15 protein-coding genes and 1 tRNA gene are annotated in these 14,444 nt (G+C 73.9%); 7 read left to right on the top strand and 9 right to left on the bottom strand.

Features of this window, described 5'->3' with window-relative positions:
• The first annotated feature begins 37 nt into the window (after positions 1-37).
• The 7 genes from ATL51_RS01645 (at position 38) to ATL51_RS01615 (ending at position 5,424) form a co-directional block, all read left to right on the top strand.
• The gene (locus tag ATL51_RS01645; RefSeq protein WP_100877422.1) at positions 38-1,465 is read left to right on the top strand and encodes an FtsK/SpoIIIE domain-containing protein; all 1,428 of its coding nucleotides are present in this window, start codon (positions 38-40) and stop codon (positions 1,463-1,465) included.
• On the top strand, positions 1,465-1,680 hold the full coding sequence (locus ATL51_RS01640) for a hypothetical protein (protein WP_100877421.1): 216 nt from the start codon (positions 1,465-1,467) through the stop codon (positions 1,678-1,680). Before ATL51_RS01645 ends, ATL51_RS01640 begins: the two co-directional genes overlap by 1 nt.
• Positions 1,677-2,333 carry a hypothetical protein gene (locus tag ATL51_RS01635; protein ID WP_301548842.1) on the top strand — a complete coding sequence of 219 codons (657 nt, stop codon included), beginning with the start codon at positions 1,677-1,679 and terminating at the stop codon, positions 2,331-2,333. Before ATL51_RS01640 ends, ATL51_RS01635 begins: the two co-directional genes overlap by 4 nt.
• 93 nt (positions 2,334-2,426) lie before the next feature.
• Positions 2,427-3,797 carry a replication initiator gene (locus ATL51_RS01630; RefSeq protein WP_100877419.1) on the top strand — a complete coding sequence of 457 codons (1,371 nt, stop codon included), beginning with the start codon at positions 2,427-2,429 and terminating at the stop codon, positions 3,795-3,797.
• Complete coding sequence (locus tag ATL51_RS01625) at positions 3,794-4,003, top strand: helix-turn-helix domain-containing protein (protein WP_073575205.1); 210 nt, start codon at positions 3,794-3,796, stop codon at positions 4,001-4,003. Before ATL51_RS01630 ends, ATL51_RS01625 begins: the two co-directional genes overlap by 4 nt.
• Positions 4,000-5,136 carry a site-specific integrase gene (locus ATL51_RS01620; protein WP_100877418.1) on the top strand — a complete coding sequence of 379 codons (1,137 nt, stop codon included), beginning with the start codon at positions 4,000-4,002 and terminating at the stop codon, positions 5,134-5,136. Before ATL51_RS01625 ends, ATL51_RS01620 begins: the two co-directional genes overlap by 4 nt.
• Before the next feature lie 57 nt (positions 5,137-5,193).
• A complete protein-coding gene (locus ATL51_RS01615; RefSeq protein WP_157818188.1) occupies positions 5,194-5,424 on the top strand; it encodes a hypothetical protein in 231 nt (76 codons plus the stop codon).
• Positions 5,425-5,615: 191 nt separating this feature from the next.
• Here ATL51_RS01615 and ATL51_RS01610 read toward each other — a convergent pair.
• The 9 genes from ATL51_RS01610 to cmk form a co-directional block, all read right to left on the bottom strand.
• A tRNA-Pro gene (locus tag ATL51_RS01610) sits at positions 5,616-5,689 on the bottom strand.
• Between the two features lie 27 nt (positions 5,690-5,716).
• On the bottom strand, positions 5,717-6,424 hold the full coding sequence (locus ATL51_RS01605; protein WP_301548841.1) for a LuxR C-terminal-related transcriptional regulator: 708 nt from the start codon (positions 6,422-6,424) through the stop codon (positions 5,717-5,719).
• A gap of 44 nt (positions 6,425-6,468) precedes the next feature.
• Positions 6,469-7,242 carry a DUF5995 family protein gene (locus ATL51_RS01600; protein WP_100877415.1) on the bottom strand — a complete coding sequence of 258 codons (774 nt, stop codon included), beginning with the start codon at positions 7,240-7,242 and terminating at the stop codon, positions 6,469-6,471.
• 73 nt (positions 7,243-7,315) lie between these two features.
• Positions 7,316-10,225, bottom strand: coding sequence for a helix-turn-helix transcriptional regulator (locus ATL51_RS01595; RefSeq protein ID WP_157818187.1), 2,910 nt, complete (start codon positions 10,223-10,225; stop codon positions 7,316-7,318).
• A 26-nt stretch (positions 10,226-10,251) separates the two neighbouring features.
• On the bottom strand, positions 10,252-10,485 hold the full coding sequence (locus ATL51_RS27930) for a hypothetical protein (RefSeq protein ID WP_157818186.1): 234 nt from the start codon (positions 10,483-10,485) through the stop codon (positions 10,252-10,254).
• Positions 10,486-10,544: 59 nt separating this feature from the next.
• The gene (locus ATL51_RS01590; protein WP_301548840.1) at positions 10,545-11,519 is read right to left on the bottom strand and encodes a quinone oxidoreductase family protein; all 975 of its coding nucleotides are present in this window, start codon (positions 11,517-11,519) and stop codon (positions 10,545-10,547) included.
• Entirely contained in the window at positions 11,519-12,931 is a 1,413-nt protein-coding gene (gene der / locus ATL51_RS01585; protein WP_100880403.1) for a ribosome biogenesis GTPase Der, read from the bottom strand. The genes ATL51_RS01590 and der overlap by 1 nt, the downstream gene beginning before the upstream one ends.
• An 83-nt stretch (positions 12,932-13,014) precedes the next feature.
• Positions 13,015-13,710, bottom strand: a complete 696-nt coding sequence (locus ATL51_RS01580; RefSeq protein ID WP_073575211.1) for a lysophospholipid acyltransferase family protein — start codon at positions 13,708-13,710, stop codon at positions 13,015-13,017.
• On the bottom strand, positions 13,707-14,444 hold the full coding sequence (gene cmk, locus ATL51_RS01575; protein ID WP_167409938.1) for a (d)CMP kinase: 738 nt from the start codon (positions 14,442-14,444) through the stop codon (positions 13,707-13,709). The genes ATL51_RS01580 and cmk overlap by 4 nt, the downstream gene beginning before the upstream one ends.

The raw sequence follows: 14,444 nt of genomic DNA, 5'->3' as shown, positions 1-14,444 counted from the left end.
CCCGCTACCCGACTCGAACTCGTGAGGACCGGTAGCAATGAACAAGCGTAGTAGCACTGCAACCCGCATCAACGGCCCGGCCCGCCACCACGCGGGACGCGCCACCCGTCCGCCGGGCCGCGAGGTCCAGGCCGCCGCGTGGCTGCTCCGACACCCGGGCTTCGTCCTGGCGCCGCTGCTCGGACTCGGCCTGGCCGCGACCTTCGGCCCGCTCGGCGCCGGGCTCACCGTGACTGCCGCGGCCGCCGCCGTCCTCGTGTGGTGGCGGGTCCACCCGGCGACCTTCGACCGGTTCGCCGCCCCGCGGCTGCGGTCCTCGTGGCGCCGCTGGACGGTCTACCGCGGCCGACGCTGGGCCCAGCTCATGTCCGACACGGGACTGACCCGCGAGCACCGCCACACCGGAGACCAGCTCGTCCCCCGCGTCCTGCGGGTCCGCTCCTCCTCGCCGTCGATCGACACCGTCTACGTCCGCATGGTCCGCGGTCAGGACGTCGCCTACTGGCAGGAGAAGGCATCGGTCCTCTGGGAGGCGCTGATCGCCCACCGGGTCGCGATCACCCGGCACCGGCCGGGAGTCGTCGCGATCGTCATCGAATGGGAGCTGCCGTTCACCCGCACCATCCCGGCACCCGACATCCCCGAGACCGTCGACGACGTCGACCTGCGGGCGCTGGAGATCGGCGACAACGAGCACGGCCAGCCCTTCACCGCCTCCGTCGTCGACGGGCACCGCCTGGTCGCCGGCCGCACGGGCTCGGGCAAGGGGTCGGTCTTGTGGGGCACGCTGCGCTCCCTCGGTCCGTGTCTGCGCGACGGCGTCGCCCGGGTCTGGATGGTCGACCTCAAGGGCGGGGTGGAGACCGAGCAGGGCGCCCCGCTGTTCCACCGCTACGCCACCACAATGGGCGAGGCGCTGGAGCTGCTGACCGAGTTCCGCGACGCTATGCGCGACCGGCAGGACTGGATGCGCGACAACAACATCCGCCGCTGCACCCCATCGGTCGAGACACCGGTCGAGCTGCTGGTCATCGACGAGATGGCCATGCTCACCGCCTACGGCGACCGCGCGGGCGTCCGCGACGCCCTCCGGCTGCTCGCCGAGATCATGACCCAGGGCCGGGCGTCGCTGTTCACGGTGCAGGGCTACCTCCAGGAGCCCTCCAAGGACGTCCTCGACGTCCGCGAGCTGTTCACCCAACGGATCTGCCTGGCCGTCACCGCGGCCAGCCACGTCGACATGGTCCTCGGCGAAGGTGCCCGCGAGCGCGGAGCGCTGGCCGACGAGATCCCCGGCGACGACCGGCACGCCGGTGTCGGGTTCGTCATCGACCACGGCTCCCGCCTGCCCGTCCGCTTCCGCGCCGCCTACGTCACCGACGACGACATCGCCGAGCTGGTGCAGCGCTGCGCACCCCGCGACGCGCAGGTCATCGAGCTGACCGGGGATCGGGGCGCCGCCTGATGGGCGCCACCACCGCATGGGCCCTGCGCACCTGGGCCAAGCTGACCCTGCTGTTCGCCCTGATCGTCGGCGGCACCTGGCTCTACCTCGGCACCGCCTCCGGCTGGTTCTGGATCGCCACCGGCGGAGCCGTCGTCGCCGAGTGGTACGTCATCCGCCAGCTCGCCCGCGAGTGGTCCTGGGAAGCCCGCGCCACCTGGTGGTGGTCGGCATGACCGGCACCGTGCAGGACGCGCTGTTCGGGGACCCGGTCACCGTCGAGATCGACGACCACGGCCCGGCCGCCACACAGGACCCCCGCGAGGTCGCCCGCATCGTCGCCGCCGCCCAGGAGCCCGGCTTCCTGGTCGTCGAGCGCACCGGACACGTCCTGCGCGCCGACCCGGCCCGCCCCGGCTGCGCCGACGCCGTGTCCCGCCACGACGGGGACACCGTGGTCCAGCTCCTCGACACCGGGCACCTCCGGCTCAGGGGCACCCACCACGTCCACCACAACGGCTCCGAAGGCCCGGCCCGCTCCGTGCTGGTACCGAAGGCGACCCGCGACATGGTGAGCCGCTGGGACCACCTCCGCCCGATCCCGGAGCGCGCACCGGCGGCCAAGCCGAAGAAGGCGCCGCAGCGCTCCACCGGGGTGATCGGTGTCGACGTCGTCGAACCGGGCAAGGCCCTGGTCATCCTCGGCACCACGGGCGCGGGCGGGACCGTCCTGCGCGACGACGGCCGTTACCGGGTCGAGAACGACCACGGAACCCTCGTCGGCCACGCGTCCAGCTACCGGGCCGCCGCACGGCTCCTCGCCCGCTACCACGGCTTCACGCCGGGGCCGGTCGACATCGAGCACGAGCACCGCACCTACCGCCGCTGAGCAGTCCCACGCTCCGGCCCGGCTCCGCCGCGTGAGACCAGCTCCCGGCGGGCCGGTGCCACCCCACGACCACATCCCGGGAGGGATGCCGCCATGACGGCTACCACGACCACCCAGCACGAGCACGAGCTGTCACACCTGCTCCGATCCTCCGGCTTCCAGACCTGGCGCCGCGAGGTCACCGCCATCGGCGGCTGCGCCGCCCCCATCCACCTCACCGGCTCGTCGCGGATCTACGACCGCGCCACCGGCACCGTCCTCACCGAACGCGACGGCGACATCCTCGCCCCCTGCGGCAACCGACGCGCCTCGGTCTGCCCCGCGTGCTCGGACCGCTACGCCTCCGACGCCTACCACCTCATCCGCTCCGGCATGGCAGGCGGCAAAGGCGTCCCCGACACCGCCGCCGCACACCCGCGGGTGTTCGCCACGCTCACCGCACCGTCGTTCGGTCCCGTCCACACCCGACGGATCACCGCCCGCGGGCTCGTCATCCCCTGCCGCTGCGGGGACAAGCACCACCGCGACGACCCGCGCGTCGGGACCGCGCTCGACCCCGACACCTACAACTACGTCGGCGCCGTCCTGTGGCAGGCCCACGTAGGAAAACTGTGGGACCGGTTCGCAATCCGGCTGCGCCGCACCCTCGCCGCGATGCTCGGCATCAAGGTCCGCGACTTCCGCGACCACGCCCGCCTGTCCTACGCCAAGGTCGCCGAGTACCAACGCCGCGGACTCGTCCACTTCCACGCCGTCGTCCGCCTCGACGGCCCCGACGGTCCGTGGACCACCCCACCCGCCGGCCTCACCGCCGACGGGCTCAACGCCGCGATCCGGGACGCTGCGCGCACCGTCTCACTCGTCGTCGACCGGCCCGACGGCGTCCCGCTGGCACTCGCGTGGGGCTCGCAGGTCGACGTCCGCCCCATCACCTCCACCACCGCAGCCACGCTGGAGAACGACGACGGCGAGATCACCGACTCAGCCCTGGCCGCCTACGTCGCCAAGTACGCCACCAAGGGCACCGGCAAGTCCGAAGCCACCGACCGACCCATCCGCGACATCGCCCACGTCCGCCACCTCGACATCACCGCGCACCACCGACGGCTCATCGAGACCGCGTGGGAGCTCGGCGGACGCGAGGAGTACGAGGACCTGAATCTGCGCCGGTGGGCACACATGCTCGGGTTCCGCGGCCACTTCCTCACCAAGTCCCGCGCCTACTCCACGACCTTCGGTGCGATCCGCGGCGACCGACGCACCTACCGGCTCGGGGAGACCTTGGCCGCACTCGACACCCCGGCCGAGCCCGGGTCAGTGCTGATGGTCAACGACTGGGCCGTCGTCCACATCGGACACCGCAACGACGCCGAACGAGAGATCGCACTCGGCATCGCCGAACGACGACGCGAGCAACGCCGCACCAGTAGCACCCAGCCCACCGAGTACGGGAGGACGTCATGACCGGCAAGGAACTGCACCGCGTGACCGACGCGATGGTTGTTCTCTCCCTGAGCCGCAGCGTGATCTACGAGCAGCTCCGCAGTGGCCGCCTCCGGTCTGTCCGCGTGGGGCGGACCCGGCTCATCCCGGCGTCGGCGATCGCCGAGTACATCGCTCTCCTGGAGCGTGAAGCCGCCGACACCGACGACTACCGGGCCGCGTCGTGACCGCCCGGAGGAGCCGTGGGGAGGGCGGTCTGCACTGGGACGAGTCCCGTCAACGCTGGATCGCCACCGCCACGCTCGGGTTCGACGGCAGAGGGAAGCGGATCACCCGCAAGGCCAGCGGGACCACCAAGACCGCGGCGAAGGCCAAGCTGCGCGGGATCCTGCGGGACCACGAGGACGGCACCACAGTCTCTCCCGGGAGCTACACGGTCCGGGAAGCGGTGCACGACTGGTTGGCATTCGGGCTGTCGGGCCGCGCGCCGTCGACGGTGTCGAACTACCGGACGATCGCCGAGACCCACATCGTCGGCCAGCTCGGAGCGCGACGGCTGCGCGACCTGACCGCCGACGACGTCGACCGGTGGATGCGGGCGGAAGCACGCACGGTCAGCACTCGCACGGTCCGGCTCATGCACTCGCTGCTCAACCGTGCGGTGACGCACGCGATGGCCCGGGACAAGGTGAAGCGCAACGTCGTCTCGATCTGCACTCCCCCGGCCGGTCGCACGGGCCGCCCGTCCAAGTCCCTCACCCTGGAACAGGAGACCGCGCTTCTCCAGGCCGCCGACGCCAGTCCGTTGCGGGCCTACATCGTCCTCTCGCTTCTCACCGGGGCTCGGACCGAGGAACTGCGTGCACTGCGCTGGGGAGACGTGGACCTCGACGGGGCTCCGAACGCGACTCCCCCGCTCCCGCCGTCGATCTCCGTCGTCAGATCGGTGCGGATCGGTGGGGACACCAAGACGCGGAGGTCCCGCCGTCGCCTCGGGATGCCGCAGCGCTGCGTCACCGTGCTCCGTGACCACGCGATCCGACCCGGAGCTGACAGCGCGCCCGACTCGCTGGTCTTCGCCACCAGAACCGGATCGGAGATGGACGCGCACAACGTCCGCCGATCGTTCCGCAAGGTCGCTGCCGCCGCCGGCCTGAACGCGGCCGAGTGGACCCCCCGGGAGATGCGGCACAGCTTCGTCTCGCTGCTCTCGGACTCCGGAATGCCACTGGAGCACATCTCGCGGCTGGTCGGGCACAGCGGGACTGCCATCACCGAGGCTGTCTACCGGCAGCAGCTCCGGCCCGTTCTCGAACACGGCGCTACTGCGATGGACGACATCTTCCCAGTCAGTGGCTGATTGCTGCTCCGGTCGCAGATCCCGAAAGTGTCAGAGGCGAGTGCGACGCTCCGGGTCATGAGCGATGAACCGTGGGACGGGTACCGTGTAGTCGAGGTCGGATCGGGCGCTGTCGCCTTCCGCGTGCGAGGCAGCCGGCTGATCGACGTGCAGTCGGGGCAGCCGAGTTTCCGCATCCGGGACGAACGAGTCATCGACATCCAGTCGGGGCAGTTGCGGTTTCGGATCCGGGATGAGCGCATGGTCGACGTCAGCAGCGGGCAGCTGGTCTACCGGCTCCGACATTGACGATGGCACCTCGGGGCCCGCGTCGACGGGTAGACACTCACTTAGTCACTCAGTCGAGACCGGAACATCAGGCTCACGTCCGATGAATAGCAAAGGCTAGACACGGCGGGGTGACTCCGTCCGGATAAAACTGCAGGTCAAACACATAAGGGCCGGTATCCGAAGCCTTCGGATACCGGCCCTTGTGCCTGTCGGGACGACAGGATTTGAACCTGCGACCCCTTGACCCCCAGTCAAGTGCGCTACCAAGCTGCGCCACGTCCCGGCCACCCCTCGCGGGGCACGTGGAACCTTACCGTACCCACGGCAGCGTCCCACCGGGGGTGTCGTCCGTGGCGTCGACGCTGCGTACGAGCGCGACGGCCTCCAGCTGCGACCCGACGTCGAGCTTCGCGAGCACTGCCCTGACCTGCGTACGGACCGTCGGGAGCGACACGACGAAGTGCTCGGCGATGGCGTGCGCCCGCACCCCGCCGGCGAGCAGTTCGAGGACCTCCCGCTCGCGGCGGGTCAGGGTCGCGATGCGTCCGCGGACGGCGCGCTGACGGCGGTCCCACTCGACGTAGCGCTGCACGAGCTCGTCGCGGTGGGTGGTGTGCAGCAGCGACCGCCCGACGCGGGCCTCCCGGATCGCGACGACCAGTGCGGGCATCGAGGCCGTCTTCGACACCCAGGTGAAGCCGCCCTGGTGCAGGGCCGCGCCGATCCGGGTGGGGCTGGAGCTGCCCGAGAGCACGAGAACCCGCCACCCCTGGGCGCGCAGCCCCGGGATGAGCGGGATGGTGTCGATCCGGCGGCCCTCGGCGTCGCGTCCGACGTCCAGGTCGAGGACCAGCAGTCCGGGCTCGACCCCGGCGACGGCGCGGTGCACGTCGACGTGCGAGTGCGCGGGGCGGAACGAGGCCGGTTCGCCCTCCGCGCGCAGGGCCAGCGCCAACGACGACCCGACGAGCTCGTGGTCGTCGATGATCAGCACCGTCCCGAGCGGTGCGACCGCCACCGTCCGAGGGTGTGACACCCGCCCGCCCCCCACTCGGGCGGGTGTCACGTCAGGGCTCCCAGCGTGAGCAGGCCACGCCCCAGGAGCGCGGTCCGGCGGTCGAGCGCCGCGACCTCGTTCTCGTACTCCATCGGCCGGGAGCGGAGCTCCCACAGCTCGAGGGCCTGCCGCCAGGCGACGTCACGGGCCAGCACCACCGGGACGTCGGCGACGCAGCCGAGCAGCTGCTCGGACAGCGAGGTCTCGCCGGGGTCCTTCCGGTCGAAGCCGTCGAGCAGGCGGACCATGTGCAGCGAGAACACGTCGTTCACGGCCCGGTAGTCGGCCCGCTCGGCCGGGCCGGGGGTACCGCGCCCGAGGACCGTGCAGGTACGCACGACCGCGGGCGCCAGATCGAAGTTGACGTGCGCGTTCACCCCGACCACCGCGTACTCCGCCGGGGAGATCCGGTCGTGGTGGCGGCGTTCCAGCAGCACCCCCCAGGACCGCGGCGGGGTCCCCCCGGTCGCCTCGGCGTACAGGGCCCGGAAGTAGCGGCGGGCGAACTCGACGTCGAGCCGGACCAGGAAGTCCCGGTCGGCGAACAGGTCGTCGTCGAGCTGGTCCCGGATGCCGCGGGTGATGCGCAGGTAGAGCCGGTTGAACGAGGCGACGCCGTCGCCGGGTCCGTACTCGCACTCGACGATCTCCTGGAGGTGCTCCAGGTGCGCGACGACGCCGTCGATCGTCTCCGGTGGCGTCGCGAGCAGCGTCGCGACGCGCGCCCGGCCCGCCGGGGCCGTCCCCTCGCCGGAGGGCGTCTCGATGGTGGCCGTCATCGTCGCCTCCGTGTCGCTCGATCCGGTGATCAGCCTGGTCGAGCGTGCCCGGCGACGGTATAGGGCGAATGACCTAGATGTCGGTGCGGTGCTCGCGGAGGACGGCCGCGGCGCTGGTGCGGTTGGTGACGTCGAGCTTGGCGAAGACCGAGGCGAGGTGGGCGCCGACCGTCTTCGGGGTGATGAACAGCCGGGCCGCGATCTGCTTGTTGGTGGCGCCGTCGGCGAGGACCTCCAGCACCTCCCGCTCCCGGTCGGTGAGCCGGGCCAGCGGACCGTCCACGGCGACCGGGGCGCGGCCGTCCGTCGCGACCGCGGCGAGCTCGGGCACCTCGATCCGGGCCCGGTGGGCGACCTCGGCGATCTCGGTGAGCAGCGGACCGGCCCGCAGGCCCGCGGCGAGCCGGGCGGCGCGGCGCAGGTCCGCGATGCCATCCTCGGTGCGGCGGCCCGCCAGCAGCGCCTCGGCGCTGCGCAGCCGGGCGTAGGAGCCCGGGTAGGGCTGGCCGAGGCCGTCCAGCAGGTCGGCGACGCCTCGCCAGGTGCCCGGGTCGGACCCCGCGGTGGTCCGGGCGTCCTCGGCGGAGCACATGGCCTCGTAGCCCGCGATGACCCCGCGCAGCGCGGGGGCGGAGCGGTCCCCGCGGTCGACGAGGTCGCGCCGGTGGCGGCGCAGCCGTCGCAGCCCGCTGGCGTCGGGGGGACGTCCGGCGAGGACCGCCTGGGCGTGCGCGCGGGCACCGTGCCAGAGCAGCGGCGCGACCGCGAAGACGTCGTCGACACCGGACTCGACGACGTCGAGCCCCTTCCCGACGTGGGCGAACGCCAGCTCCGGGTTGCCCCGCCACATCTCCAGCCCGGCGCGCAGGATCAGCAGCGGCAACCGCTGCTTGGGCAGGCCCGCCGACCCGGCGATCAGCTCGGCAGCGGTGAGGTCGACGTCGGAGCCGTCGAGGTCGCCACGGCCCATCCGCAGCCGGGCGCGGGCCAGGCGCAGCTCCAGCATCTGCGCCCCGGACGGGGCGGCCGACCATGCCGTCGCCACCTCCCGCTCGGCCTCGTCCCAGGCACCGGCGCGGAACAGCCCGTTCGCCGCCACCACCCGCAGCGACACCGACGAGGTCCGGCCCAGCCCCAGCCCGGCCATCCGCTCGGCTCCCGCCCGGGCCGCGGCGACGCCGTCGTCCAGGGCGTTGAGCGGGCCGGTCAGCAGCTCCGCGCGCCGGGCCAGGCACTCCCCCAGCGTCTCCGGGTCGCCGTCGGCCTCGGCGACGGCGACGGCCTCGGTCAGCGCGTCGAGTCCGGCGGCGCCGTCGCGGGAGTGCGCGGCACCGAACCCGAGCGTCGCCAGTACCGACGCCAGTGCCCGCGGCTCCCCCACCCGGCGTGCCGCGACCAGCGCGTCCTCGGCGACGGCGCGGGCACCGGCGTAGTCGGCCCGGTCGAGCAGCGCGGCCGCGTAGCCGGCGAGGACCTCGGCGCGACCGGCGACGGCGGTGTCGGCCGGGTCGTCGCCGGCGGGCAGGGTGGCGACGGCACGCCGGTGGGCCTCCTCGGCCTCGGCCAGCTGGCCCGCCGCGCCGAGGTAGCGCCCGAGCCGGGAGCGCAGCACCGCCTGCTCGGTGCCGGTGGCAGCGTCGGGCTCGCCGAGCCGTTCGGCGAGCAGCGCCACGGCCGAGTCGTGGTCGCCCGCCAGGGCCGCCGCGGACGCGGCCCGCTCCAGGTAACGGCTGCGGTCGCGGACGGCGTCGGGGACCGGCAGCGTCGCCGCCCGGAGCCAGTGCCGGTGCGCCTCGGCGTAGCCGCGCAGCCGTTCGGCCTCCTGTGCCGCCTCGAGGGTCGCCTCCAGCGCCTCGTCCGGGCGCCCGGCGAGCTGCCAGTGGTGGGCCAGGCGGGCCGCCGACCCGGGGACGCGGTGGCCGCCGTGCAGCGCGGTGGCGTAGCGGACGTGCAGCTCGACCCGCTCGGCGGGGAGCAGGTCGGCGGAGACGACCTCGGTCATCAGGCCGTGCCGCAGCGTGTAGCCGTCGGCACCAGCGACGACGACGAACCCGGCGTCGGCCGCCTCCCGCACGGCCGCGGCCAGCTCCGGCCCGTCGACGTCGACGACGGCGGCCAGCAGCGTGTGCTCGACCTCCCCGACCCCGGCCGCCACGGCCCGCACGACCTCCACCGCCCCCGTCGACAGCCCGGCGGCTCCCGCCCGCACCAGCTCGCGGACGGTCTGCGGCACGCCCCGCGGGTCCCCGTCGAGCACGGCACGCACGGTCTCGCGGGCCAGGAACACGTTCCCGCCGGAGTGTCGCCACACCAGGTCCTCGATGTCGTGGCGCCCCGGTGCCCACTGCGCGACCAGCTCGGCCAGCTCGTGCCGGGGCAGCGGTTCCACCCGGGCGAAGCGCACGCCGCGGTGGCGGCGCAGCTCCCCGGTGAGCCCGAGCAGGTCGATCGGGACGCCACCGGCCGGGTCGTCGCGGTAGGTGCCGACCAGCAGCACCGGCGACGACGACAGCGCCGCCAGCAGGTAGGCGAACAGGTCGCGGGTGGAGCGGTCGGCGCGGTGCAGGTCGTCGACGACGAGCACCACCGGACCCCGGCGGGCCGCCCGCTCGACGACGGCGGCCAGCTCGCCCAGCATCTCGACCCGTCCGGCCGGCCCGTCGGCGCGGTCCAGCCTCGACAGGGCGGCCGCGCACTCCCGGCCCAGCGCGCCGCGGGTGCGGGACTGCTCTCGCAGCGCGGACACGACAGGCCAGAACGGCGGGGCGTCGGCGATGTCGAGCGCGCGGCCGGACAGCACGACCGCGCCGCCGCTCGTCGCGGTGCGGCCGAACTCCGACACCAGCCGGGTCTTGCCGACCCCCGCGTCGCCGCCGAGGAGCACGGCCGAGGCCCCGCCGGCGACGGCGTCACGCAGCGCATCGGCGAGCAGGTCCAGCTCCGCGACTCGGCCGTGGAACACCTCGGCCGGGGTCTCCCTCACGCCCGGCCACGATAGTGACGGTGTCGTCACCGTTCCAGGGGTCCTGCGGCGAGGGTGCGCCGGGCGAGCAGGATCGACAACCAGGCGTGGATGCGGGCGTCGGGTTCGCAGCCCCGGCCGTCCCACGGGTGCAGCAGGTCGGCGTACCAGGAGGCCTCGGTGCGGGCGTCGACGACGAGCTCGTCGCCACCGCACAGGGCCAGCGCCATCTCGCAGGCGGCACGCACACGCCACACCCAGAGCCGCTCGAACACCGTCACCCCGACACCGTCACACCCGGGCACTCGTCGGGCCGGCGCCGCTGGTTACAGGCGCGGCGTCACGACCCGGCGACCTCGATCACGACCTTGCCGACCGCCCCGCCGGACCGCAGGTGTGCGACGGCGCCGGGGGCGTCGTCCAGCGACACGACCCGGTCGACGGTGGCGCGCACCCGGCCCGCGCCGACCAGGCCGAGGACCGGCGTCAGCGCGGCGGCCACGGCGGCCCGCTCCTCGGCGGTGCGGACGCTGAAGGTGGTCCCGATCAGGCGGAGCCTGCGGAAGGACAGGGTGTTCAGGTCCAGCGTCGCCGACGGCCCGGCGAGCCGGCCGATCTGCACGACGGTCCCGCCGATCCGCACGGCGGGCAGGGCGGCGGCCAGGTAATCGCCGCCGACGAGGTCCAGCACGACGTCGACGGGCCCGTCGACGTCGCCCAGCGCGTCGACCCCGACGAGCGGGACCGCCCCGGCGTCGACGAGCGCGGCGCGCTTGGCGGGCGAGGTCGTCGTCGCGAGGACCGGTGCGGCCCCCAGCGCGGCGGCGAGCCGGATCGCGACCTGCCCGACCCCCGTACTGCCGCCGAGCACCAGCACGGCGCCGCCGTCGGTGCCGAACCCGGCCTGGGTGACCAGCGCGTCGTGCGCGGTCTCCAGCGCGACCGGCAGCGCGGCGGCGTCGGTCCAGGACAGGCCGGACGGGACCGGCAGGGCGCGGCGGGCGTCGACGACGGCGTACTCGGCGAACGCGGCGGGAGCGGACGCGAACACCCGGTCCCCCGGCCCGCGGCCCGGGGCACCGGTGACGCCCGGACCGGCGTCGACGACCTCACCGGCGAGCTCCATGCCCGCGGTGAACGAGCCGTCGTCGTCGGCGTGCGGGACGGGATAGCCGCCGCCCAGCGCCAGCAGGTCGGCCCGGTTCACCCCGGCCGCCCGGACCCGCACGAGCAGCTCCCCCGGGCCCGGGACCGGGGTGTCGATCTCGTCGACCTCCCAGGTCCGGGCACCGGGACGGCCGCGCAGGGCCCGCATCACTTCTTCCGGGGGCGCTTCTCGCGGACCCGGACCGAGACGCGGATCGGCGTGCCGCCGAACCCGAACTCCTCGCGCAGCCGACGCTCGACGAAGCGCCGGTAGCCCGCCTCGAGGAACCCGCTGGTGAACAGCACGAACGTCGGCGGGCGGGTCTGCGCCTGCGTCGCGAACATGATCTTCGGCTGCTTCCCGCCGCGGACCGGCGGCGGGGTCGCGGCGACGAGGTCGTTGAGCCACTGGTTGAGCCGCCCGGTCGGCACCCGGGTGTCCCAGGACTCCAGCGCGCGGTTCAGCGCGGGCGCGATCCGCTGGGTCGACCGCCCGGTCAGCGCGGACACGTTGACCCGCTCCGCCCAGCGCACGCTGATCAGGTCGCGCTCCAGCTCACGGGTGAGCTGGTGGCGGCGCTCCTCGTCGACCTTGTCCCACTTGTTGAACAGGATCACCAGGGCGCGCCCGGACTCCACCACCATCGTCAGGACCCGCTGGTCCTGCTCGGCGATCGGTTCGGAGGCGTCGATCAGCACCAGCGCGACCTCGGCGGACTCGATCGCGGAGCTCGTCCGCAGCGAGGCGTAGTACTCCATGCCCGAGGCCATCTTGACCCGCTTGCGCAGGCCGGCGGTGTCGACGAAGCGGAACACCTGGCCGTCGAGCTCGACCAGGGAGTCGACCGGGTCGACGGTGGTGCCCGCGACGTCGTGGACGACCGACCGCTCCTCGCCCGCCAGCTTGTTCAGCAGGCTGGACTTGCCGACGTTCGGCTTGCCGACGAGCGCGACGCGGCGCGGACCGCCCCCGGAAGCGCCGAAGTCGTCACGCGGGGTCTCGGGGAGGATCTCCAGGATCGCGTCGAGCAGGTCACCCGAGCCGCGACCGTGCAGACCCGACACCGGGTGCGGCTCGCCGAGCCCGAGCCGCCACAGGTCGGCGGTGTCGGAGGTGAGCCGGTCGTCGTCGACCTTGGTGGCGCACAGCATCACCGGCACCTCGGCGCGGCGCAGGACCCGCGCGACGGCCTGGTCGGTCGCGGTGGCGCCGACCGAGGCGTCGACGACGAGCAGCACCGCGTCGGCGAGGCGCATCGCGGTCTCGGCCTGCTTCGCGACGAACCCCTGCAGGCCGGCGGCGTCGGGCTCCCAGCCACCGGTGTCCATCAGCTTGAACCGGCGGCCGTTCCACAGCGCGTCGTAGACGACGCGGTCACGGGTCACCCCCGGCACGTCCTGCACGACCGCCTCGCGACGGCCCAGCATGCGGTTGACCAGGGTCGACTTGCCGACGTTCGGGCGGCCGACGACGGCCAGGGTCGGGGTCGCCAGCGTCTCGTCGGGGTCGATCCCCGCGGTGACGACGCCCTCCTCGTCGACGGCCACGAACTCCGTCGGGTCCAGCCCGAGCCGGTCCATCTCGGCCCGGTCGGCCGCGTCACCGATCTCGACACCGCTGCGGTACGCCCCGCCGAGGCTCGTTCCGCGTTCGCTGCTCTCGCTCACTGCTCTCTCACGTCCCCGGCCGCGTCGGGCCGTGTCACTTGCCTGTGTTCGTTGTCCAGTTCGCGGACCAGTGTCCGCAGGGCCTCCGTGACCTCGGTGGTCGCGGCGGCCAGGCCGTTCCGTCCCGGCGCCGTCGGCGCCGGCAGCGGGTCGCCGACCAGCACGTCCACCCGGGGGCGGAGGCGGCGGGCCGCACCCGCCGGGCGGTGCGTGCCGCGCACCGCCACCGGGAGCAGCGGCGCCGATGCCGAGCGGGCCAGCCAGGCCGCGCCCTGCCGGGCCCTGCCGATGTCGCTGCCGACCTCGCCGGTGCCGCGGGTGCCCTCCGGGAAGACGGCGACCATGCCGCCGTCGCGCAGGACCTCCAGCAGGGTCGTCAGCGGCCGCCGGTCGACGACGTCCCGCCGCACCGGCACCTGCCCCAACCACCGCAGCAGCGTCCCCACGATCCCCGAGAACATCTCCGCCTTCACGAGGAACACCACGCGGCGCCCGAACATGCCGAACAGCAGCGGTCCGTCGACGAACGCGCTGTGGTTCGCGACGAGCACCACCGGGCCGGTCGCCGGGATCCGCTCCCGGTGCCGGATCCGCACCCGGAAGAACGGGACCCACAGCCAGGTGCCGATCCAGCGGCCGAGGTCGTGCAGCCACCCGAGAGCGTGCTCCGGCAGCGCACGCGCCCGGCTCACCCGTCCAGCCCCCGCGCGGAGACGAGCTCGCGCAGCTTCGCCAGCACGGCGTCCGCCGACAGGCGGTCGGTGTCGAGCACCAGCGCGTCCGCCGCCGCGTAGAGCGGCGAGACCCGGCGCGACGAGTCGAGCCGGTCCCGCCGTTCGACGTCGGCGAGGGTGACGTGCAGGTCGGCCTTGCGGCCCGCCTTCTCGTCCTGCCGCCCGCGCCGCGCCGCGCGGACCTCCGGCGACGCCGTCAGGTAGACCTTGAGGGGCGCGTCCGGAACCACGACGGTACCGATGTCGCGCCCCTCGACGACCATCCCGCCGCCGCCCCCGACGGCCGCGCGGATCAGGGCGTGCTGGCGGGCGACCATCTCGGCCCGGACCTGCGGCACCGCGGAGACGGCCGAGACGAACCCGGTCACCTCGGGGCCGCGGATCGGGCCGGAGACGTCCTCGCCGTCGAGGGTGATCGTCGGGGCGACCGGGTCGGTGCCCGACTCCAGACGGGCCCCGATGGCGGCGCGGGCGATCTCGTCCTCCGTCGCACCCTCGCCCAGGCCGGCGCGCAGCGCGGCCAGCGTCGCGGCGCGGTACATGGCCCCGGTGTCCAGATAGGCCGCCGAGCAGGCCTGCGCCAGCCGTCGGGAGACGGTCGACTTGCCCGTCCCGGACGGACCGTCCATCGCGACGACGCCCCGCAAGGCCACCTTGTTCCCCCACCGTGTTCGAGTTGCTGCGTCCGGCAT

The organism is Pseudonocardia alni, assembly GCF_002813375.1.
Classification (GTDB): domain Bacteria; phylum Actinomycetota; class Actinomycetes; order Mycobacteriales; family Pseudonocardiaceae; genus Pseudonocardia; species Pseudonocardia alni.
Note: the sequence above shows the minus strand (reverse complement) of the source record. Positions and strands in the feature narration are given on the sequence as shown.

Coding starts and splice junctions, on each gene's coding strand:
- ATL51_RS01625 (WP_073575205.1), top strand. CDS start 3,794: ATGACCGGCAAGGAACTGCACCGCGTGACCGACGCGATGGTTGTTCTC.
- ATL51_RS01600 (WP_100877415.1), bottom strand. CDS start 7,242: ATGACGGCCACCATCGAGACGCCCTCCGGCGAGGGGACGGCCCCGGCG.
- ATL51_RS01635 (WP_301548842.1), top strand. CDS start 1,677: ATGACCGGCACCGTGCAGGACGCGCTGTTCGGGGACCCGGTCACCGTC.
- ATL51_RS01645 (WP_100877422.1), top strand. CDS start 38: ATGAACAAGCGTAGTAGCACTGCAACCCGCATCAACGGCCCGGCCCGC.
- ATL51_RS01640 (WP_100877421.1), top strand. CDS start 1,465: ATGGGCGCCACCACCGCATGGGCCCTGCGCACCTGGGCCAAGCTGACC.
- ATL51_RS01590 (WP_301548840.1), bottom strand. CDS start 11,519: ATGCGGGCCCTGCGCGGCCGTCCCGGTGCCCGGACCTGGGAGGTCGAC.
- ATL51_RS01615 (WP_157818188.1), top strand. CDS start 5,194: ATGAGCGATGAACCGTGGGACGGGTACCGTGTAGTCGAGGTCGGATCG.
- cmk (WP_167409938.1), bottom strand. CDS start 14,444: ATGCCGGACGCAGCAACTCGAACACGGTGGGGGAACAAGGTGGCCTTG.
- der (WP_100880403.1), bottom strand. CDS start 12,931: ATGGACCGGCTCGGGCTGGACCCGACGGAGTTCGTGGCCGTCGACGAG.
- ATL51_RS01630 (WP_100877419.1), top strand. CDS start 2,427: ATGACGGCTACCACGACCACCCAGCACGAGCACGAGCTGTCACACCTG.